The sequence below is a fragment of the Sporosarcina sp. P1 genome (assembly GCF_002743155.1).
Classification (GTDB): domain Bacteria; phylum Bacillota; class Bacilli; order Bacillales_A; family Planococcaceae; genus Sporosarcina; species Sporosarcina ureae_B.
The window spans coordinates 238,301-260,023 of the sequence record NZ_PDYS01000002.1; the positions used below are offsets into that span (position 1 = coordinate 238,301).

Genomic DNA, 21,723 nt, shown 5'->3' on the forward strand with positions numbered 1-21,723 from the left:
TGCATCATATCATATAAAAAAGAAGGAGTGGACAGGTATGAAACGCCAATACATTCATCCAGCTGAGCTGGCGTTGCGTCGCGACTCTGACTTTTTACACTCTGAGAATATGGTAGGTGAAGGTGCTCCGGTCCATAGCGCATTAAACGGGTGTAAATTTATTGTGAAGAAACCAGAATCAATAGAAAATAGTCTAGGTTATGAGTAGCCTTCTATACGGAGAAGCTGTGAGTTATAAATAGCTTATTAACAAAATAGCAATGACTTTTATCTCTAATGATAAAGGTCATTGCTATTTATTTTTCACTATACTATGGCGGTAGCCCGTAACAAATGTGTTAGCTCGCATGTAATAAGGTATAAGGAGGTGGAGAAATGAATCAAGGACATTGTGGAATGTCAGGCGGACATGGTCAGCAGGGATGGGGACACCATCAGCATCATCAAGGTATGCATGGTCAGCAAGGTTTTCAACCCGTTTTTTGCCCACCGCAATATCGCTTTAACGATTGCTTCACTAAACAGGAAATGCCATTTATTCATCCGATCGTGAATGTGAATCGACACCACGTAGTCGGTGTGCCACAGCACTACTATACAGAAACTACTGAAAATGTTATGGGCTCTACTATCATGCCAGGAAGAGGGCCGGGATATGGAGGTATGTGGGGTGGCGAAGGTTGTCACCGCCGCAGAAGATGCCGCTAATCATTTTTTAATACGAAGAATCCGCCAACTCTAGTATTTCAGAGATGGCGGATTCTTTTATTTCCTCCAACGCCTGTCGAGTCTAGACGGCGCTTTTAGCATTAGGGTCATCCAGCTTCAAGCGCCAGACTCTCGGGACGTTTCAGAAATACCAAAAAGGTAAAGAGCACCTTTGTGGTATTTCCTCCACCGCCTGTCGAGTCTAAACGGCGCTTTTAGCATTAGGGTCATCCAGCTTCAAGCGCCAGACTCTCGGGACGTTTCAGAAATGCCAAAAAGGTAAAGAGCACCTTTGTGGTATTTCTTCCAACGCCTATCGAGTCTAGACGGCGCTTTTAGCATTAGGGTCATCCAGCTTCAAGCGCCAGACTCTCGGGACGTTTCAGAAATACCAAAAAGGTAAAGAGCACCTTTGTGGTATTTCTTCCAACGCCTGTCGAGTCTAGACGGCGCTTTTAGCATTAGGGTTATGCGTTAAAGTATCGTGCGTCGGGGTGTGCGAAGACGATGGCTGATACGGATGCTTCTGGTTCCATCATGAATTCTTCGGTTAGCACGACGCCGTGATCTTCCGGTTTGATGAGGCCGAAGAGTTTAGCTTGATCTTCTAGATTTGGACAAGCAGGGTAGCCGAATGAGAATCGCTGACCTTGGTATTTAGCTGCGAAACGTTCGAGCATGGTAAAGTCTGTTGGGTCAGGGAATCCCCATTGATCACGAATTTCTTGGTGAATCCGTTCAGCGAAACCTTCCGCTAATTCCAATGCAGTTGCTTGGAATGCGTGGCTTTCAAGGAATTTCCCTTCTTCCTTCAGTTTGTTTGCATAATCACGGACCCCTTTACCAGCGGTCACTTGCATGAATGCAACGTAGTCCATTTCGCCACTTTGCACTGTTTTCAAGTAATCAGCCAAACATAGGAACGGATCTTTTTCTTGACGCGGGAACGTAAATCGTTCAATTTCAGTTTTTGAATCTTTCGGATCATAAATGATTACGTCATCGCCGTCTGCTTGGGCTGGGAAGAATTGATAAATACCGGAAGCTCTCATCTTGTCGGACTTCAAGAATCCAGTCACCATTTCATGAAGTTGTACTGCGCGTTCTTCTTTTCTTTCAAGCATTTTATCGACATTTCCTCGTAGGCCTAAGTGGTGACCAATAAGTGTACGCATATTTACGTAAGGATGTAGGTGGGCAACCGAGTAATCTTTCACGACCCGTCTGCGTAAATCAGTTGGGGTGAATACAGGAACATCGGTGCGTACCGTTTTCACAGGACGTGGCTTCACTGCAACCGCTGAAGTACCTCGACTTGCTTTAATCGCATCATTGGTTTCACGTTTCTCTATACTATCTGCTAATTCCTCGAGTAGCGTGCCTTTGTCATTACTTTGGAGACGGTTTGCTAAATCAAGGCCTTGCATCGCGTCTTTTGCAAAAATAACAGGGCCGTCATACTCGGGTGCAATCTTTGTTTCAGTAAAGCGTCTTGTTAATGCAGCTCCACCTACCATTACCGGTGTGTCAATTCCTGCTGCCTTAAAGTCCTGTGCCGTCAACACCATCTGTTGTGCAGACTTTACAAGAAGTCCTGATAGTCCTACGATGTCTGGTTTTTCTTTACGAATTACTTCAATTAATGCAGCTGGAGTAACTTTAATACCGATGTCTATTACTTTAAATCCGTTATTACTTAAGATGATTTCCACGAGGTTTTTTCCGATATCATGTACGTCACCTTTTACAGTTGCAAGAATAATCTTGCCTTTCCCACTATCGTCTTCTTTCTTATCCATAAATTGTTCAAGATAGGAAACAGAAGCTTTCATGACTTCAGCACTTTGAAGAACTTCAGCTACGATCAGTTGGTTATCATTGAATAGTCGTCCAACTTCAGCCATTCCTTTCATTAAAGGACCATTGATGATATCGAGTGGTTCATCATATGTCTTTAAAGCTGTTTCCAAGTCAGGAATTAAACCTTCTTTTGTACCTTCCACTACATAGTATGCAAGACGATCAGGCACGGTTTTTGGAATGTCATCTTCTGACTTTTCTTTTTTCTTCCCACGATAGAAATCCGTAAACTCAGCTAATGTTTCATCAGTTGTTGTAAACAGCAAGTCGTTTGCCAGCTTGATTTCTGCTTCTGGAATCGATGCAAAGCGTTCAAGTTTCTCTGTATTTACAATCGCGTAATCTAGACCTGCTTGTGTACAGTGATACAAATACACGGCATTCAACACTTCACGACCAACAGGAGGTAACCCGAAAGATACGTTGCTGACACCGAGAGTCGTTAAGGTGCGCGGTAGTTTTTCTTTGATTAATCGAATTCCTTCAATCGTCTCCACCGCTGATCCGATGTATTGCGCGTCGCCTGTACCAACAGGGAAGACAAGTGGATCAAAAATGATATCTTCTGGTGGGATCTCCCATTTATTGACGAGTAAATCATAAGAACGCAAGGCGACTTCTAGTTTACGTTCTCTCGTAACTGCCATCCCGATTTCATCAATCGTTCCTACAACGACAGCTGCTCCATATTTTTTTACTAAAGGAAGTACAGCATCAAAGCGTTCTTCACCATCTTCTAAGTTAATAGAGTTAATGATTGCTTTACCTTGCGAAAATTTCAGCGCCTCCGCAATAACGTTTTCGTCCGTAGAGTCGATGACAAGAGGAACTTTGACTTTTTTCACGACTTCTTTCATGAAACGAGTCATATCGTACAATTCATCACGGTCAGGGTTCGCAAGACAAATATCTAATACGTGAGCACCACGTTTTACTTGTGCTCGTGCGATTTCAGCAGCTTCTTCAAACTTTTCCTCTACAATTAGTTGTTTGAATTTACGTGAACCGATAACGTTTGTACGTTCACCAATTAATAATGGACGCAATGTATCGTCGTAAAGCAAAGGTTCAATCCCTGAAATAGCATGACCATGAGGGTTTTCGGGCATCTTGCGTGGAGCCTTATCTTTAACTACCTCACGTATTGCGCGAATATGATCAGGCGTTGTACCGCAGCAGCCGCCCACCATGTTCAACCAACCTTTTTCAGCGAAGCCTTCCAGTTTTTTCGATAGTGATTCAGGAGATTCATGATAATGTCCTTCCTCATCTGGCAATCCCGCATTTGGATAGCAGGTTACGTAGCTTGTCGCTAAGTCCGATAATGAACGCAAATGGTCCGTCATGAATTCTGGACCTGTCGCACAGTTTAAACCCACCGAAAGTGGATGGACGTGTTCAATGGAAATATAGAATGCTTCAATACTTTGTCCAGCAAGTGTTGTACCCATCGGTTCGATCGTACCTGAAATCATGATAGGAATTTCGCGTCCAAGCTCTTCAAATGCCTTTTTAATACCAATTGTTCCAGCTTTCACATTCAGCATATCCTGACTCGTTTCCATCAGTATCAAATCACTGCCTGCTTCTATAAGCGCTTTAGCCTGTACATAGAAATCATTGGATAGTTCATCGAACGTAATACCGCCCGTGACCGAAAGCGTTTTTGTCGTAGGTCCGATCGCACCTGCGACAAAACGTGGCCATTCTGGAGTAGAAAACTTCGCCGCACTTTTTTTCGCTATCTCTACAGACTTTGCATTAATTTCATCTGCACGATGACCAAGTGAAAATTCATTTAGTACTAGGGGAGTGCCGCCAAATGTATTCGTACAAATGATATCAGCACCGGCTTCTAAATATTCATCGTGAATTTTCTCCAAGACGTCGGGGCGCAACACACTCATGTATTCATTACATCCATCATATTCTTCTCCGCCGAAGTCTTCCGTCGAGAAATCTTCCGCTTGCAGCATCGTCCCCATCGCACCATCAATGATCAGGATTCGTTTATCTAGTTGTTCTTCAATAGGATGTCTCTGCATGTGTTAATTCCCTCTCCTTCTGCTGGTCTATTTTCTTAATATACTCATACAACTCTAATGTCATATCGTAGCGCAGGAATGGTGTGATGAGATACAGCCCATTAAAATATTGTGCCGCTGTATCTATCAATTCTTTTGCGATTTCAAGACCTGTTTCAGTTGATCTTTCGCGATCCTCTCCGCATTCACGCATTCTTTCCAACACATCTTCTGAAAGCTTGATGCCCGGTACCTCGTGATGCAGGAACTCTGCATTTCGTATATTCGTCAATGGCATGATACCGATGAAGATCGGTGTATCCAAGTGTTTTGTTGCTTCATATACATCGATAATCTTTTCTTTCGTATAAACTGGCTGAGTGATGAAATAGTCCGCACCCGCTTCAATTTTCTTCTCAAGCCGTTGTACAGCACGATCGATTACACGTACGTTCGGATTGAAAGCTGCTGAAATGGAGAAGCTGGCTTTCTTGCGCAACGGCTTACCAGAGAATGAAATCCCTTCATTCAATTTCTTAATCAATTGCAATAACTCCATGCTGGATACATCGTAGACACTTGTAGCACCGGGGAAGTCCCCAACTTTTGTCGGATCGCCTGTTACAGCTAGGATATCGTGAATACCTAATGCATCAAGCCCCATCAAATGTGATTGTAAGCCGATAAGATTGTGATCCCGACACGTTAAGTGTACAAGCGGGCGGATATTATGTTGCATCTTAACGATCGAGCCCATCGCCATGTTGCTGATGCGAGGGGAAGCAAGTGAATTATCTGCCATTGTTATAGCGTCAACTCCAGCGTCATATAACATATTTGCACCTTTGATATAATCGTCCGTTTCCAAGTGGCGTGGTGTATCTAGTTCTACAATTACTGTACGCTCTGTTTTCGCTTTTTCATGAAGAGGTTGATGTTTTGCAGGACCCGCTTCATGAATCACGATAGGTTTTGCCGGTTGTACAACCTTTTCTGTGATAGGTGTCAGTCGCGCTAACTGTGTTTTCGCAGCTTTAATATGCTTAGGTGTTGTCCCGCAACATCCACCAATCAGCCGAACGCCTTGATCACGAAGTAATACGGCAGCGCGTCCAAAGTATTCTGCTTCTGATTCATAGACAATACGGCCATCCTCAACATCTAATAGACTGGCGTTTGGATATGCGGATAAAAATGCTTTTTCCGGTAATGTCACATTATCGAATGCTTGAATCGTGTGGTAAGGACCTAATCGACAATTGACTCCTACGATATCTGCTCCAAGAGACTCGAGCTGATGAAGTGCGGCGTTTAATGAAAGTCCGTTCTGCAATACGCCGGGATCATGCATAGAAACTTGTGCAATCAATGGGACATCCGTGATTTTCTTTAATGTTGTAACTACGGATGATAACTCTTCAAAGTCATAATACGTCTCTAATAGAAGACCATCAGGATCACCTGCCAATAATGCATTGGCTTGTTCTAGTACGACTTTTTCTATTTCATCCAATGTAGCATCGCTTTTACGTATCCCCCGCAAGCCGCCTATTGTTCCAAGTACAAATTGCCCCCCAGGTGCCGCTGCACGTTTTGCAATTTTCATAGCTGCCTTATTGAATTCTGTAACATGACTTTCTAGACCGTAGCGAGCTAATTTGTTTGCGTTCGCACTGTAAGTGTTTGTCTGGATAATATCTGCACCGGCTGAGATGTAATCTTGGTGAATTTGCTCTATAATTTCAGGCTTTTCTATGTTTAGTTCTTCATAACAGTAATCAATTCCGTAAGAATATAAAATCGTCCCCATTGCACCATCTGCCGTTAGGACATTTGTTTGTAGTTTCTCGAGCAATGACATAATTCCATCTCCCTTTGCTTTTTTTAATCAAAAAAAGCCTTCAAGTATATTAGAAGGCTTTGTAATCTCAATGACTAGTTCCCTCTCATCTTTTCAGTGTGTCGATTTGACAGACTGCTGGAAGTAGCACCTTGCCAAAATGGCTGGTTGCTGAAGCGTCGACGGGCCAGTCCCTCGGCTTCTCTTGATAAGATATGATTCTTATTCAATTATTTCGATTATTCTAACCATATCATAGCGGCTTTGTTGGATACCGTCAAGTGAACGTTTGGTGAAGTTCAAAGTGCGGAGTTAGAGCATAGAGAAATTGTGGCATATATGATAAAATACAAGAATCAACTCAAAAAGGTGAGGAATTATGCGATTCTTTAAATACTCATTTCCAATCGCTGTTCTTGTAGGTACACTTGCTTGGATTATGATAGGCAATAGTTACGAGGAAGTTGCTTATGATATGCGTGTGTACATTACGATAGCGGCTGCTATATTTAGTGGATTAATCTCAAGTGTTTTGTTTCGAAAAGAAAAAGAAGAACAGATTGATGAGAAGAAGTAGACTGTCAGCGTGATGCTGCAGTCTTTTTTTGTCTACTTTTATTGGTTAACTAAATAATAAATTGTGTTGACAATAAATGAGTTAACCGATATTATTTGTGAGGTAACTAATATAAAAAGAGGTGTCGTAATGACAATAGCAACAGAGAGACGAGCGGTAAGTAGATTTAGCGCATTAACTATTGTCTACAGTGGGATGTTCGCAGCGTTAATGATGATTGGAGCGAATATTACATCCTTCGTGCCGTTTTTAGTAGTTGGTGGAGTACCCATCACATTGCAAACATTTTTCGCAATCTTATCAGGACTATTACTTGGCAGTCGTCTAGGTGCGTTATCGATGACGGTTTATATGTTAATAGGGCTAGCGGGTGCGCCGGTTTTTGCTAAATTTTCTGGAGGCTTCGGTCAGATCTTGAGTCCGACGTTTGGCTTTATTCTCACATTTATTCTGATCGCTTATGTAGCGGGAAAGATTGTAGAGCGAAAACACACCATGTCTGCTTTTATTACCGCAGCATTGGTCGCTACAGCAATCAACTATATACTAGGCACAAGTTGGATGTATTTTGCGTACAAGATGTGGGCTGCTGCACCCGACGTGTTTACCTATAAGATTGCTTGGCTATGGATGATGCCTCCACTGCCAAAAGATTTAATTCTTGCTGTATTGTCAGGCGTATTCGCGTTTAGAATGTCAAAACACTTGAAAGTGAGGCGTACGTTATAATGAACTACCAAAGATTGGCTACACAAGTACTTGAAGGTTATGTATTGACTGATGAGGAATCACTCGCAATATTAAATAGCCCAGATGAAGATTTACTATTATTACTGCACGCAACGTATTCAATTCGATCGCATTATTTTGGAAATAAAGTGAAGTTAAATATGATCATCAATACGAAATCAGGATTATGTCCAGAAAACTGTGGGTATTGCGCACAATCCATCATTTCAAAAGCACCTGTCGAAAAGTATGCGATGATGAAATCGGAAGAAATACTAGAAGGTGCAGAACGTGCTGCTGCTAATAAAGCGGGCACCTATTGCATTGTAGCAAGTGGACGGGGACCGCGTGACAGTGAACTGGACATTGTCATTGATTCTGTTAAACAGATTAAAGAGAAACACAAAGGCATGACGGTATGTGCTTGTCTAGGTATTTTGAAACCAGGACAAGCGACTCGTTTGAAAGAGGCAGGAGTCGATCGCTACAACCACAACTTGAACACTTCTGCAGAGCATCACGAAAGTATTACTACATCGCATACATACGATGATCGGGTAAATACTGTAGGACTTGCCAAAGAAGCAGGCATATCTCCATGTTCAGGTGTCATCGTCGGCATGCGTGAAACAAAGCAAGATATCATCTCCATGGCGCGTAGCCTAAACGAACTGGATGCAGACTCAATACCTGTAAACTTCCTGCATGCAGTGGATGGAACTCCATTAGAAGGGACATCAGAACTGGAGCCACGTTACTGCTTAAAAGTCCTGTGTCTGTTCCGCTACATTAATCCTAGCAAAGAAATCCGCATCTCAGGTGGACGTGAAGTTAATCTAAGAAGCCTACAACCACTAGGCCTATACGCTGCGAACTCTATCTTTATCGGCGATTACCTCACAACAGCCGGCCAAGAAAACGATCAAGATCAAAAAATGCTTGAAGATATGGGCTTCGAAGTTGACTTGGAACCTTTGAACAAAGAACCCATCACTATTTAAATAAAATGAATAAAATTATTTGTATACTTTGTGACTGAAGACAATCCACTATAAGGATCTGTACTTCAGTCTTTTACTATTCGTTTAGAATACACTATAGAAAGATTACAGTAGTTCACCGTAAGTAGAAAGTACCCGTCTGGAACGATGGACAACGGTGCTAACCTATCCGCCATGTTTTTGTCTCAAGACTAATTGAATAATCATTAGCTAAATGTGGCAACCTAGCAATAGGTTTTCTTTCGACGTAATAAGGTATACATATAAACAAATGAATTGCATCCCACCTAATTTCTGCGATACAATCAAGTCAAAGATAGTCAAAGTCAACTAGAAGATCGAGCGAAATGAGGTGACGAGATGCGTAATATTTCTGACATTATAGAAGGATATTTGAAGTCGATTATAGAAGAGGAAGATAGCGCTTCTATTGAAATCAAAAGAAATGAGATTGCCGAGAAATTCCAATGCGTACCATCACAAATCAATTACGTAATCAAAACCCGGTTTACAGTCGAAAGAGGCTACGCCGTAGAGTCTAAGCGAGGGGGCGGGGGCTATATCCGGATTTACAGGGTACGTACCAACTCCCGAAAGGATTTACTTGAACAAGCGTTGGAGATTTTAGAGAGTGAAGCGTCTTCTACTATGGCGGAAGATGTCATCATCCGTTTAATTGAAGAAGAAGTCATTACAGAACGTGAAGCTAAGCTGATGCTTGCTGCGGTGGGCCGTGCTACTTTGCGTTATATGTTACCTGAGCGGGATGCGTTACGTTCGCGTATTCTTCGCGCCATGTTAGTTACATTAATTTATGAAGAGATAGAATGAGGTGAATCTCAATGCTTTGTGAAAACTGTAAAGAACGACCAGCTACTGTAGTGTTTAAACAAGACACCTTAAATGATAAAACTGAGCGCCATTTATGTGATAAATGTGCATTTTACTCGCAAACATTTTCATTCAGTCCGGATCAGGAACCGTTATCAATTCAACAATTTTTAGCACACTGGTTGGGCGGATCAGAATTATTCTCAGAACAAAAAGCCGATGAGAGATTACCGGATGGTCCGAAATGTCCGAATTGTGATTTGACCTTCCATCGTTTCCTTGACATCGGAAAGTTTGGTTGTGCTACATGTTACGTGGCATTCAGCGGACAGCTACCAAGGTTGTTTGCTAAATTGCATAATGGGCATACCCAACACCGCGGAAAAATTCCGGTTTCCCTTAATGAGCGTTTTGCTTTAAAGAAAAAACTAGAAGATATCCGTACGAAAATGCAGCAAGCTGTAGAAAATGAACGATTTGAAGAAGCGGCAACTTTGCGGGATGAGGCGAACCAGTTGAAACAGCAACTGTCCGACGGGGGTGATGATCAACATGTCATTTGAAAAATTCTTCAAACAAGAACTGACGGGTTGGATGGTGGCGGAAGGTGAGCATGCTGACATTGTCTTATCCACAAGAATCCGGCTAGCTCGTAATTTACAAGATCATCTATTTCCTATAAATGCTTCACAAGAAGATGCAAACCGTGTAAGCCAAGCGTTGAATCAAGCAGTCGAGACGATGCAGGATCACCACTTCACAGGCACCACGATGAAAGATTTGTCACCACTTGAAAGACAAATTTTAGTCGAGAAACACTTGGTCAGTCCGCAATTGATCAATCCTAAAAAACATGGATCGGTTTTGCTGTCGGAAGATGAAACGATCAGTATTATGGTGAATGAAGAAGATCATATTCGCATTCAATGTATTTATCCAGGCTTTCAAATAGATCAGGCATATGAGCATGCTGATCAAGTGGATAGCGAATTGGAAGTGAATTTGAACTATGCCTTCGATGAAACATTCGGCTATTTGACAAGTTGTCCATCTAACACAGGTACAGGAATGCGCGCTTCTGTCATGATGCATTTACCTGCATTAACTATCACTAAGCAAATCGAGCGAATTATTCCTGCGATATCAAGGCTTGGAATGGTCGTACGTGGAAGTTACGGAGAGGGCAGTGAAGCGCTAGGCAATATTTATCAAGTTTCCAATCAAATTACACTTGGCAAATCAGAAGAGGAAATACTGAAAGACTTAGGGAGTATTTCAAAGCGTTTGATTGCGCATGAAAAGAAATCCCGTGAATTATTATTGGCTAAGTCAGAAGTTCACTTAGAGAATAGATTATTTAGAGCACTTGGCACACTGACTCATTCGCGGATTTTACCATCAGCGGAAGCAGCAAAATGTTTGTCTGACGTCCGTTTGGGTATTGATTTAGGTATCATTGAAAATATTGATATGACCATTTTGAATGAATTGATGATTTTCATGCAACCAGGTTTTCTCCAACAATACGCGGAGACAGAGTTAACATCTGATGAACGAGATATTCTTCGTGCACAATTATTCCGGGATCGGCTAGGCGTAGTACGATCTGCTACACAAAAAAAAGACAGTGATCCGTTATGAGCAAAGTTTTTGCAAGAAAGACTCATAGCATTTATAATTAATCAAAGATAGTCAAAGTCAATATGCGAATTAGGTTGTATCGCGAACTGACATGAATATATATAGTTATATGAAACAAAGCATGGATGCGTTATTTTGCATAACATAGAATATAGTCCACTGATGAAGGAAAGAGGGGAATGGATATGATGTTTAATCGATTTACACAACGTGCACAAAAAGTTTTACAACTGGCTCAAGAAGAGGCTATTCGTTTAAAGCATGAATCTATTGGTACTGAGCATATTCTACTTGGATTGATTCGAGAAGGCGGCGGCATCGCGGCAAAAGCTCTTGAAGCAATTAGCGTGAGTGCAGATACTATTGAACGAGAAGTAGAGATTTTAGTAGGCGTAGGCTCTAAAGATGTGGGTCCGATCGTTCATTATACTCCGCGTGCAAAACGTGTGATCGAATTATCTGTTGATGAGTCTCGCAAATTAGGACATTCTTATATTGGTACTGAGCATATTTTATTGGCTTTAATTCGAGAAGGAGAAGGTGTGGCGGCACGCGTTCTGAATAATGCAGGTGTTAGCTTGAATAAAGCTCGCCAGCAAGTACTCCAATTGCTTGGTAATGATGAAAGTTCTGTTGGAAACCCAGCGAATTCTGCATCAGCAGCAACACCTACATTAGATGGCTTAGCGCGAGATTTAACTGAAATCGCACGTGAAGGTACATTAGATCCAGTAATTGGGCGAAGCAAAGAAATCACGCGTGTTATTGAAGTATTGGCACGTCGTACGAAAAACAACCCAGTACTGATTGGGGAACCGGGTGTAGGTAAAACAGCGATTGCAGAAGGCTTGGCGCAGCAAGTCGTAAGTAATGAAGTACCGGAAATCTTGCGCGACAAACGCGTTATGACACTGGATATGGGTACAGTTGTCGCAGGTACAAAATACCGTGGTGAGTTCGAAGATAGAATGAAGAAAGTAATGGAAGAAATTCGTCAAGCAGGTAACATCATTTTATTCATTGATGAATTGCACACATTGATTGGTGCGGGTGGAGCAGAGGGTGCTATCGATGCATCCAATATCTTGAAGCCATCACTTGCACGCGGCGAACTACAATGTATCGGTGCTACAACACTTGATGAATATCGTAAATATATTGAAAAAGATGCAGCGCTTGAACGACGTTTTCAACCAATTCAAGTCGATGAGCCATCCGTAGACGAAACGATTCAGATCATTAAAGGCTTGCGTGACCGTTACGAAGCGCACCACCGTGTGAAGATTACGGATGAAGCGGTTGAAGCAGCAGCGAAGATGTCTGATCGTTATATCTCGGACCGTTTCTTACCAGATAAAGCAATTGATTTAATTGACGAAGCGGGTTCGAAAGTCCGCTTGCGTTCGTATACAACTCCTCCTAACCTAAAGGAGCTCGAGGTGAAGCTTGAGGCCATCCGTTCCGAGAAGAATGCAGCCGTACAAAGCCAAGAATTTGAGAAAGCTGCTTCTTACCGTGATAAAGAGCAGAAGATGAAGGAAGAATTGGAAACAACGAAAGCGGCTTGGAAAGAAAAGCAAGGGCAGACTGAATCCGAAGTGACAGTAAATGATATCGCATCTGTTGTGGCGATGTGGACAGGAATTCCTGTTGACAAGATTGCAGAAACAGAGTCCGCTAAATTGCTTAACATGGAAGAAATTCTACATGAACGCGTCATTGGTCAAAATGAATCTGTTGTAGCAATTTCCAAAGCAATCCGCCGTGCACGTGCGGGGTTAAAAGATCCTAAACGTCCAATTGGTTCATTTATTTTCCTTGGCCCTACTGGTGTAGGTAAAACTGAACTAGCTCGCGCGTTAGCAGAAGTAATGTTCGGTGATGAAGATGCGATGATTCGTATCGACATGTCAGAGTATATGGAGAAGCATGCAACATCTCGTTTGGTGGGATCACCTCCCGGCTATGTTGGTTATGAAGAAGGTGGTCAGTTAACGGAGAAAGTTCGCCGTAAGCCTTATTCAGTAGTACTACTCGATGAAATTGAAAAGGCACACCCTGATGTATTCAATATCTTATTGCAAGTATTGGAAGATGGGCGTCTGACAGATTCTAAAGGACGTACAGTTGATTTCCGTAACACGGTAGTCATCATGACTTCTAACGTAGGGGCAACGGAATTGAAGAAAAACCGTTACGTTGGCTTTAATATTCAGGATGGCGAGTCCAATTATGATGATATGAAAGAGAAAATGCTTGCAGAGTTGAAAAAAGCATTTAGACCAGAGTTCTTAAACCGTGTAGATGATATGATTGTCTTCCACTCATTGGAGAAAGAGCACTTACGTGAAATTGTTAGCTTGATGAGTGATGAACTTGCAAAACGTTTGGCTGAACAGGACATCGAATTGGTGTTGACTGAATCTGCTAAAGATAAGATTACGGAAGAGGGATATGATCCTGAATACGGGGCTCGTCCACTACGTCGTGCATTACAGAAACATGTGGAAGATCGATTATCTGAAGAGTTACTTGAAGGTAAAGTTCTGATGGGTGAAAAAGTAATCATTGATGTAGAGGATAATCAGTTTGTCGTACGTACGGAAAAACAAACAGTAGCAGCAGAAAAATAATAATAGGATAAACCGGATAGCTCGCTCGCTTAGTTTTTAAAAAGCGTAGCGGGCTGTCCTTTTCGTATTTTAAGATAAGGAGAGAGTATATGGCTAAGCGTAAATCAAAGTTCATGTGCCGCTCTTGTGGATATGAATCCGCTAAGTGGATGGGGCGCTGCCCTGGTTGTGGAGAATGGAACACAATGGATGAAGAAGTAGAGATTGTGCAAAAAGGACCGCGTGCCGCATTTCAGCACGGGGAAAGAATGAATCAGAAAGCTTTGCCGATCAGTCAGGTAGAAATGGCTGAAGAGCCCCGTGTCAAAACGGAATTAGAGGAATTAAACCGCGTACTTGGAGGGGGGATCGTTCCGGGCTCGCTCATATTAATCGGTGGTGATCCGGGAATCGGGAAATCTACATTATTGCTTCAAGTCTCGTCATTACTTGCGAATCAACAGCAGCGCGTACTATATATATCAGGAGAGGAATCGATTAAGCAAACTAAGTTACGAGCAGAACGTTTAGGTGTGAAGTCAGACGAGTTATATATTTATGCCGAAACCGATCTCGCAATGATCAATGAAACTGTGGACGATGTGAAGCCGAGATTTGTTATTGTGGACTCGATTCAGACTGTTCATCATCCAGAAGTATCATCAGCGCCAGGGAGTGTATCTCAAGTGCGTGAATGTACCGCAGAACTAATGCGTATAGCAAAGACGCAAAACATTGCTATATTCCTCGTAGGTCACGTAACGAAAGAAGGGCAGATTGCAGGACCACGATTGCTTGAGCATATGGTGGATACGGTACTATATTTTGAAGGAGAACGTCACCATACATACCGTATTTTACGCAGTGTTAAAAATCGCTTTGGTTCCACCAATGAAATCGCCATTTTTGAAATGTTGCAAGCGGGATTAAAGGAAGTCTTAAATCCATCTGAAATGTTTTTGCGTGAGCGGTCACAAGGTGGAGCGGGCTCTACCATTGTCGCTTCTATGGAAGGCACACGACCGATACTCGTTGAAATTCAAGCATTAATGACGGCATCAAGTTTTAATTATCCGAAGCGTATGGCGACTGGACTGGATCAAAACCGTGTGCAATTATTGATGGCGGTATTGGAAAAACGTGCAGGGATGCTATTGCAGACACAAGATGCGTATATTAAGGTTGCGGGCGGTGTTAAATTGGATGAACCCGCCATTGATTTAGCAGTCTTACTAAGTATCGTTTCTAGCTATCGTGACACGGCTGTAGGGGCGCGGGATTGTTTTGTTGGTGAAGTAGGGTTAACAGGAGAGGTTAGAAGGGTATCTAGAATAGAACAACGCGTTACGGAGGCGGCGAAGCTTGGTTTTGATCGCATTATCATTCCGTCGTCCAATCTGGGTGGTTGGGATGTTCCGGAGGGGATTGAAGTTGTAGGAGTTGAAACTATAACGGAGGCGTTGGGAGTGGCATTCAGATAATAAATTTTTATACAACGGGATAAGTAGAAAGATAAGAAACTTTCCTGTAATTTAAATAGTCCTAGTAGGTTAAGTGAGGAATTTTCAGAAATTCCTCACTTAACCTAAGCGGCTAACCATAATTCGTTGTATACTATTAGAAAGAAAAGGAGGTGGAAGAATATGTTGAAAAAGGTAGTCCAAGTTTCGTTCTTATTAATCGGAGGAACTCTCGGTGTATTATTTTTACCGTACTTATTCGCTATGTTTGAGTTTACATCTCGCCCCATTATAGAGAACCCGTATGTGGAGGCAATTATAGGAGCCATCATTCTATTTTTATTAAGCTTATTTTTAACTGAACCGATTGTAAATTTCATTAAATGGATTGAAGAAAGACTTCTGAAAGCACCGATCATGGATTTATTATTCGGTACAATTGGATTAGTCGTAGGATTAATCGTTGCATTTTTATTCAGTTTCGGACTAAGTGCTATCGGTTTTCCGGTAGTGTCTTCTGTTGTGCCTGTATTATTGTCTATTCTTCTCGGTTATTTAGGTTTCCAAGTAGGTTTTAAAAAATGGGAAGAATTCATTAATGCATTTTCTAATTTACGCATGACAACAGCAAAAAGGAAAGAATCGTCAGAACCAGTTGTCACTCCTCCACAAAAAGATGTATATAAATTATTAGATACTAGCGTCATTATCGATGGACGTATTGCGGATATAGTGGCAACAGGATTTTTACAGGGAATTTTAGTTGTACCTCAGTTTGTACTGACGGAACTACAGCATATAGCAGATTCATCTGACACGTTGAAGCGAACAAAAGGTAGACGTGGTCTGGATATTCTAAAACGTTTACAAAATGATGACGGCCCTCAAGTGCTCATTACGGACGAAGATATTCCAAATGTAGCCGAAGTGGATCTAAAGTTAGTTAAACTGGCGAAGAAAATGGATGGCCTAGTTGTAACAAATGATTTCAACTTAAATAAAGTATCGGATTTGCATGGTGTTGCAGTTTTGAACATAAACGATCTCGCTAATGCAGTAAAACCGGTAGTCATTCCGGGTGAAGAAATGCATGTGGTCGTCATCAAGGACGGCAAAGAACATAATCAAGGCGTCGCATACTTGGATGATGGCACAATGATCGTCATTGAAGATGGTCGGTCTCATATCGGGGATGCCATTGATGTTGTAGTGACAAGTGTATTGCAAACATCCGCGGGACGAATGATTTTTGCGAAACCCAAGGGTCGATAACCAGCATAGAAAGCAGAGTGACAAACGTGAAATATACAGTGATGATTCCTGCTGCAGGAAGCGGCAAACGAATGGGTGCTGGACAAAATAAACTCTTCCTGAAAATTGGAGGGCATTCAATCTTGTATCATACAGTAAGTGTGTTTCAAGAAGACCCCAATTGTGAAGAAATCATTATGGCTGTGAAGCCGGAAGAGCAAGCCGTGATTGAAGAGATTCTTGAACTGCATCAACATGCGAAACCTATTACATTTGTAAAGGGTGGTGGTGAGCGTCAAAAAAGTGTGGCGGCTTGTATCTCTGCTTATGAAAAGGAAGGTATTGTTCTCGTCCATGACGCGGCTAGACCTTTCTTAAATTCATCAGTCATTACCGAACTGGTGCGTACCGCTAATGAAAAAGGTGCAGCTATAGCGGCAGTTAAGGCGAAAGATACAATTAAGTACGCGGAAGCTGGTGCTGTAAAAGAAACGTTGGATCGTGAAAAGCTGTGGCTTGTACAAACGCCTCAAGCATTTCAATATAAATTGCTTAAAGAAGCCTCTGACTCGGCCATTCAAGACGGTTTCCTGGGCACGGATGAATCCATGCTAGTGGAACGGATTGGCCACGAAGTCCAAGTGGTGGAAAGCTCATATGACAATGTAAAAATGACAACCCAGGAAGATCTGGCTATAGGTGAAATCTTACTGGCCAGAAGAAAGTAGGAGGAATAATCACATGTTTCGAATTGGACAAGGTTTTGATGTACATGCATTTGAAGAAGGTAGACCACTTATTATCGGCGGTATCACCATTCCGCACACAAAAGGATTGATTGGTCACTCCGATGCGGATGTGTTGTTGCATACCGTAACAGACGCTGCACTTGGTGCAATTGGTAAAGTGGATATTGGCACACATTTCCCTGATACGGATGATGCGTTTAAAGACGCCGATTCTGCTGTTTTATTGGAAAAAGTGTGGGCGATGGTAAAAGAAGAAGGTTATCGTCTAGGTAATATTGATTGTACGATTATTGCGCAGCGCCCGAAAATGGCACCATATATTGGGGATATCCGTGAACGCGTGGCGGAATTGCTTGAAGCGGATCTGTCGCAAGTGAACGTGAAAGCTACGACTACGGAACGTCTAGGTTTCCCTGGGCGCGAAGAAGGAATCGCAGCGATGGCAACGATTTTACTAATGAAAAACCAGTAACTTTCAAAACATCCTCTACAGTGCTAAAATAGATAGGAAATTATATAAGAACGTAATCAATTTGAAACGGAGAGGTAAATCATATGACACAAGAAGTACGAGTGCGTTATGCACCAAGTCCAACAGGCCAACTACATATTGGTGGCGCGCGGACCGCGTTATTCAACTATTTGTTCGCTCGCCACTATGACGGGAAATTCATTGTTCGTATTGAAGATACGGATACAGCACGAAATATTGAAAGTGGTGAGCTGTCACAACTTGAAAATTTGACGTGGCTCGGTATCCATCATGACGAATCAATTGATATTGGCGGAGAATATGGGCCGTACCGTCAAATGGATCGTCTGGATTTGTATAAGAAGTATGCAGATGAAATGCTCGAAAAAGGGCATGCTTACAAATGTTTCTGTACACCTGAAGAGTTAGAAGCAAAGCGTGACGCACAGAAAGCAGCGGGAATCGCAGCGCCTATGTATGATGGCACTTGTCGCAATTTGACAGCTGAACAAGTAGCGGAAAATGAAGCCGCTGGGAAACCTTACAATATTCGTATGCGCGTTCCTAAAGACGTTACGTATACAATTGATGACCTTGTGCGCGGTGAGGTAACATTCGAATCAAAAGACATCGGTGACTGGGTTATGGTTAAAACGAACGGTATTCCTACGTATAACTTTGCTGTAGTCGTCGATGATCATTTGATGAAAATCTCCCATGTTTTCCGCGGAGAAGAGCATTTGACGAATACACCAAAGCAACTAATGGTATTTGATGTATTCGGTTGGGAACATCCGCGATTTGGTCATATGACGCTGATTGTCAATGAAGAACGTAAAAAGCTTTCAAAACGTGATGAATCCATCATTCAATTCATTACACAATACAAAGATTTAGGTTATTTGCCGGAAGCAATGTTTAATTTCTTCTCTTTGCTTGGTTGGTCGCCTGTTGGAGAAGAGGAGATCTTCTCACATGACGAACTTGTGAAACAATTTGATGAGTCTCGCTTATCAAAATCACCTTCTATGTTCGACACGGATAAGCTGACGTGGATGAATAATCAATATATAAAAAAACTGTCTTTGGAAGAAGTAATTGAATTAACATTGCCTCATCTACAAGCGGCGGGATTGGTTTCTGAAAATATGTCTGCTGAAGAACAAGCATGGGTTCACGATTTGATCGCGCTATATCATGGACAATTAAGCTTTGGTGCTGAAATCGTCGAGTTATCTGCCCAGTTCTTCCAGGATACATTGGAATATGATGAAATAGCATCGGAAATTTTAGCTGGTGAACAAGTGCCTGAAGTGATGACTTCGCTTAAGAAGCAACTTGAAGAATTAGAAACTTTCGACGCGCCATCCATTAAAGCGGCTATTAAAGCAGTTCAAAAAGAAACGGGACATAAAGGCAAGAACCTATTCATGCCTATACGTGTTGTGGCGACTGGCCAGACATCAGGTCCTGAACTACCAGATGCAATTGCACTGATCGGTAAAGAAAAAATCATTCAACGCGTTGGAAGATTTGCAAAATAATCAATATTGACAATTCAATGAATTTATGTAAAATGAACCTAATATGAAATTACCATATATAAAGCGTTGAGAAGGAAAGTACGTAGTGGATACTCTGTAGAGAGGGTCATCTAGGCTGGAAATGACCTGAGTCGTTCACTATCGAAATGCACCTTTGAGCGATGAGCCGAAACTGTTAGTAGGCCATACGTATAGTCTGCGTTAAAGACATTAAGCGGGGGACGATTAAGTTCTCAAGCGGAGTGGAACCACGCATTTAATGCGTCTCTGTCATCATAAGTGACGGGGGCGCTTTTTTTATCTCACAAAATTTTTCTATAGTGGAAACCACCGTCATGTGAAAGAGAAAAAAGGGGGAAGTTCATTGTTCAAACGTATGAAAGAAGATATTCGGTGTATTTTCGATCAAGATCCGGCAGCCCGCAGCACGATTGAAGTAGTCTTAACGTATTCGGGGTTGCATGCAATTTGGATGCACCGTATTGCACATGTGTTTTATAAGCGTAATTTCCGTTTCTTGGCCCGTGTAGTATCGCAAGTTAGCAGATTCTTTACGGGTATCGAAATTCATCCTGGAGCCGTGATAGGTAGACGTCTTTTCATCGATCATGGGATGGGTGTAGTAATAGGAGAAACATGTGAAATTGGTGATGATGTGACACTGTATCAAGGAGTCACATTGGGCGGGACGGGTAAAGAAGGCGGTAAGCGACATCCGACGCTCTGTGATAATGTATTGGTTGCGTCAGGTGCCAAAGTACTTGGTTCCATCACGATCGGTGAGAATAGTAAGGTAGGAGCGGGTTCGGTCATTTTGAAAGAAGTGCCGCCCAACTCTACAGTGGTTGGGATACCAGGGAAGATCGTTATTTCAAATGGGGTACGTGTGAAAAGTAAACTGGATCATTCTACGCAAGATCCGATTGCGGATGAAATCAAGCGATTAGAAAAGCAAATTCAGGAGTTAAAGCTGCGTACTGAGCAGTTGGAAACTATGAATGAAAAAGAAGGAGATTTACATGAGCATTCAACTTTATAATACATTGACACGTAAGAAAGAAAAGTTTATTCCAATAGAAGAAGGAAAGGTTAAAATGTATGTCTGTGGACCGACCGTTTATAACTATATTCATATCGGAAACGCTCGTCCTGTGATTGCATTTGACACGATTCGCCGCTACTTGGAATACCGGGGGTATGAGGTGAATTACGTCTCGAACTTCACGGACGTAGACGACAAAATTATTAAAGCGGCGAATGAATTAAATGAAGAAGTTGGAGAGTTAACCGAGCGTTTCATTGCGGCGTATCACGAAGATGTTAGTGCTCTCGGTTGTGAAGTAGCAACTGCACATCCTCGAGTAACTGAGCATATTCATGACATTGTGGAATTCATCCAAGTTCTTATCGATAAAGGATTTGCCTACGAGTCTTATGGAGATGTCTATTTCCGTACACGTGAATTCGAAGGCTATGGGAAACTTTCACACCAATCTATTGATGAACTAAAAGTAGGTGCGCGGGTGGAAGAAAACGCCATCAAAACAGATCCTCTTGATTTTGCACTTTGGAAATCGGCAAAAAGAGAAGAAATTTCGTGGGATAGTCCGTGGGGCAAGGGGCGTCCGGGGTGGCATATCGAATGTTCGGTAATGGCCAAGCAACTTCTCGGGGATACCATTGATATTCATGCAGGTGGGCAAGATTTAACATTCCCGCACCATGAAAATGAAATCGCGCAGTCTGAAGCAGCTACAGGCAAAACTTTCGCCAACTATTGGATGCATAACGGGTATATCAATATTGATAATGAAAAAATGTCAAAGTCTTTAGGTAACTTTATTTTGGTACATGATATTCGTAAGCAAATCGACCCGAAGGTACTGCGTTTCTTCATGCTATCTGTGCACTATCGTCATCCGGTCAACTTTGCACAGGAACTTGTAGAGAGTGCGGCGAATGGATTGGAGCGTATCCGGACTTCGTACAGCAACTTGCAGCATCGTCTGACGATTTCGGCGGATCTAGCGGAAAATTCCGAGTCATGGTTAAATAAGATCAGCGACCAAGTTAACGCATTTGAGAAATCAATGGATGATGACTTCAATACTGCTAATGCAATCGCGTCAATTTTTGAACTGTCCAAACAGGCAAATGTTTACTTGCTTGAGAAAAATACAGACCGTCACGTACTTCAGCAATTCATAGAAGCGTTTGATCTGTTAATGGGTGTACTTGGATTGCCTTTTGATAGCGCGGATGAATTAGTGGATGATGAAGTGGATAAATTGATCCAGGAACGTCTTGATGCTCGGAAAAATCGTGATTTTGCACGGTCGGATGAAATTCGTGATGAACTAAAAGTGCGAGGGATTATTTTAGAAGATACAGCGCAAGGTACTCGCTGGAAAAGAGGATAACGGC

The 21,723-nt window shown here is 42.2% G+C and carries 18 protein-coding genes, 1 riboswitch and 1 other annotated feature; of the genes, 16 read left to right on the top strand and 2 right to left on the bottom strand.

The window, feature by feature from the left end; translation table 11 throughout:
- The first annotated feature begins 37 nt into the window (after positions 1-37).
- Together CSV73_RS16430 and CSV73_RS04025 are read left to right on the top strand one after the other, a co-directional pair.
- Entirely contained in the window at positions 38-208 is a 171-nt protein-coding gene (locus CSV73_RS16430; protein WP_157111238.1) for a hypothetical protein, read from the top strand.
- Between the two features lie 167 nt (positions 209-375).
- Positions 376-708 (top strand): hypothetical protein, encoded by a 333-nt coding sequence (locus tag CSV73_RS04025; protein WP_085132045.1) that lies wholly within the window; start codon positions 376-378, stop codon positions 706-708.
- Between the two features lie 467 nt (positions 709-1,175).
- On the opposite strand, the gene metH is transcribed toward CSV73_RS04025, so the two are convergent.
- Complete coding sequence (gene metH, locus CSV73_RS04030; RefSeq protein ID WP_099626713.1) at positions 1,176-4,613, bottom strand: methionine synthase; 3,438 nt, start codon at positions 4,611-4,613, stop codon at positions 1,176-1,178.
- Positions 4,594-6,453: a bifunctional homocysteine S-methyltransferase/methylenetetrahydrofolate reductase gene (locus tag CSV73_RS04035; RefSeq protein WP_099626714.1), complete on the bottom strand. Its 1,860-nt coding sequence runs from the start codon at positions 6,451-6,453 to the stop codon at positions 4,594-4,596. Before CSV73_RS04035 ends, metH begins: the two co-directional genes overlap by 20 nt.
- Positions 6,454-6,535: 82 nt before the next feature.
- Positions 6,536-6,647: riboswitch (SAM riboswitch) on the bottom strand.
- Between the two features lie 164 nt (positions 6,648-6,811).
- On the opposite strand from CSV73_RS04035, the gene CSV73_RS04040 reads away from it, so the two are divergent.
- From CSV73_RS04040 to cysS, 14 genes are all read left to right on the top strand, one after another.
- Positions 6,812-7,009 carry a hypothetical protein gene (locus tag CSV73_RS04040; protein WP_085132042.1) on the top strand — a complete coding sequence of 66 codons (198 nt, stop codon included), beginning with the start codon at positions 6,812-6,814 and terminating at the stop codon, positions 7,007-7,009.
- A 129-nt stretch (positions 7,010-7,138) separates the two neighbouring features.
- Complete coding sequence (locus CSV73_RS04045) at positions 7,139-7,738, top strand: biotin transporter BioY (protein ID WP_099626715.1); 600 nt, start codon at positions 7,139-7,141, stop codon at positions 7,736-7,738.
- Positions 7,738-8,739 carry a biotin synthase BioB gene (gene bioB / locus CSV73_RS04050; RefSeq protein ID WP_143560927.1) on the top strand — a complete coding sequence of 334 codons (1,002 nt, stop codon included), beginning with the start codon at positions 7,738-7,740 and terminating at the stop codon, positions 8,737-8,739. The genes CSV73_RS04045 and bioB overlap by 1 nt, the downstream gene beginning before the upstream one ends.
- A 360-nt stretch (positions 8,740-9,099) precedes the next feature.
- A complete protein-coding gene (locus tag CSV73_RS04055) occupies positions 9,100-9,570 on the top strand; it encodes a CtsR family transcriptional regulator (protein ID WP_029053306.1) in 471 nt (156 codons plus the stop codon).
- 11 nt (positions 9,571-9,581) lie between these two features.
- Positions 9,582-10,133: a UvrB/UvrC motif-containing protein gene (locus CSV73_RS04060; protein WP_099626716.1), complete on the top strand. Its 552-nt coding sequence runs from the start codon at positions 9,582-9,584 to the stop codon at positions 10,131-10,133.
- A complete protein-coding gene (gene mcsB, locus CSV73_RS04065; RefSeq protein ID WP_099626717.1) occupies positions 10,123-11,211 on the top strand; it encodes a protein-arginine kinase McsB in 1,089 nt (362 codons plus the stop codon). The genes CSV73_RS04060 and mcsB overlap by 11 nt, the downstream gene beginning before the upstream one ends.
- A 185-nt stretch (positions 11,212-11,396) precedes the next feature.
- Positions 11,397-13,844, top strand: a complete 2,448-nt coding sequence (locus tag CSV73_RS04070; protein ID WP_085132037.1) for an ATP-dependent Clp protease ATP-binding subunit — start codon at positions 11,397-11,399, stop codon at positions 13,842-13,844.
- An 89-nt stretch (positions 13,845-13,933) separates the two neighbouring features.
- Complete coding sequence (gene radA, locus CSV73_RS04075; protein ID WP_099626718.1) at positions 13,934-15,304, top strand: DNA repair protein RadA; 1,371 nt, start codon at positions 13,934-13,936, stop codon at positions 15,302-15,304.
- 162 nt (positions 15,305-15,466) lie between these two features.
- Positions 15,467-16,555, top strand: a complete 1,089-nt coding sequence (locus CSV73_RS04080) for a PIN/TRAM domain-containing protein (protein WP_085132035.1) — start codon at positions 15,467-15,469, stop codon at positions 16,553-16,555.
- Between the two features lie 26 nt (positions 16,556-16,581).
- Positions 16,582-17,262, top strand: a complete 681-nt coding sequence (gene ispD / locus CSV73_RS04085; RefSeq protein ID WP_099626719.1) for a 2-C-methyl-D-erythritol 4-phosphate cytidylyltransferase — start codon at positions 16,582-16,584, stop codon at positions 17,260-17,262.
- 13 nt (positions 17,263-17,275) lie between these two features.
- Positions 17,276-17,755: a 2-C-methyl-D-erythritol 2,4-cyclodiphosphate synthase gene (gene ispF, locus CSV73_RS04090; protein WP_085132033.1), complete on the top strand. Its 480-nt coding sequence runs from the start codon at positions 17,276-17,278 to the stop codon at positions 17,753-17,755.
- Positions 17,756-17,838: 83 nt separating this feature from the next.
- Positions 17,839-19,299 (top strand): glutamate--tRNA ligase, encoded by a 1,461-nt coding sequence (gene gltX / locus CSV73_RS04095; protein WP_099626720.1) that lies wholly within the window; start codon positions 17,839-17,841, stop codon positions 19,297-19,299.
- A 57-nt stretch (positions 19,300-19,356) separates the two neighbouring features.
- Positions 19,357-19,571: a binding site (T-box leader), on the top strand.
- 92 nt (positions 19,572-19,663) lie between these two features.
- Entirely contained in the window at positions 19,664-20,338 is a 675-nt protein-coding gene (cysE, locus tag CSV73_RS04100; protein ID WP_099626721.1) for a serine O-acetyltransferase, read from the top strand.
- Complete coding sequence (cysS, locus tag CSV73_RS04105; protein WP_099626722.1) at positions 20,319-21,719, top strand: cysteine--tRNA ligase; 1,401 nt, start codon at positions 20,319-20,321, stop codon at positions 21,717-21,719. Before cysE ends, cysS begins: the two co-directional genes overlap by 20 nt.
- Positions 21,720-21,723 lie beyond the last annotated feature (4 nt).